The sequence below is a fragment of the Streptomyces sp. P5F9 genome, from assembly GCF_057961495.1.
The window spans coordinates 1-786 of sequence record NZ_JBXVPZ010001007.1 but is presented as its reverse complement, the minus strand read 5'-3'; the positions used below and the strand labels follow the sequence as shown (position 1 = coordinate 786).

The 786-nt window shown below is 66.8% G+C and carries 1 protein-coding gene; it reads right to left on the bottom strand.

Annotated elements, in window-relative coordinates; genetic code table 11:
* The coding region (locus AC31A1_RS52110; RefSeq protein ID WP_489660028.1) for a DUF3662 domain-containing protein at window positions 1-471 on the bottom strand (471 nt) is incomplete at its 3' end.
* Between the last annotated feature and the right edge of the window lie 315 nt (window positions 472-786).

Sequence of the window (786 nt, the reverse complement as noted above, 5' to 3'; positions counted from 1 at the left end):
CGCGGGCGCGGCGGCGGGCGGGTAGCCGTAGCCGCCGGGCCGTCCCGCGGCCGGCGGTGCCGCCGGGGCGGGGGTGCCGGGAGCCTGCTGGTTGGTGGAGGAGGCGAGCGTACGGCTGCGCACCCGGTACAGACCGGTGTCGAGGTCGTCCGCCTTCTCCAGGTGGACCTTGATGGGTCCCATGAAGGTGTAGCGCTGCTGCTTGGCGTAGTCGCGCACCATGCCGGCGAGCTCGTCACCGAGCTGGCCGGAGTAGGGGCTGAGCCGCTCGAAGTCCGGCGTGCTCAGCTCCACGATGAAGTCGTTGGGTACGACGGTCCGGTCGCGGTTCCAGATCGTCGCGTTGTTGTCGCACTCCCGCTGGAGCGCGCCGGCGATCTCGACGGGCTGGACCTCGGACTTGAACACCTTGGCGAAGGTGCCGTTGACCAGACCTTCGAGGCGTTGCTCGAACTTCTTCAGGACTCCCATGGGGCACCTCCTCCGTCGTTGCCGCACTGGCTGTCGTACCGACCGCCTGGCCGGCTGTCGTGGTGATTGTCGTGCTGACTGCCCTGGTACTGCTTACTGATCGTATCCACGCGCCGGTAAATCGGCTGGTTCCCCCTTGTCGGCCCGGTCGAACTCCTTCTGCCACTACTCCTGTCAGTACTCCTGCCCAGGATCGTAGAGGGGGCCGCAGACAAGTGTCCCGCACCTGACTGTGGACCTTGCCCGCCTCCTGGGGAGATGGCGGTTACCGGTACGAGGTTGATACGTGAACCGGTCCACGTTGATACGTGGTGG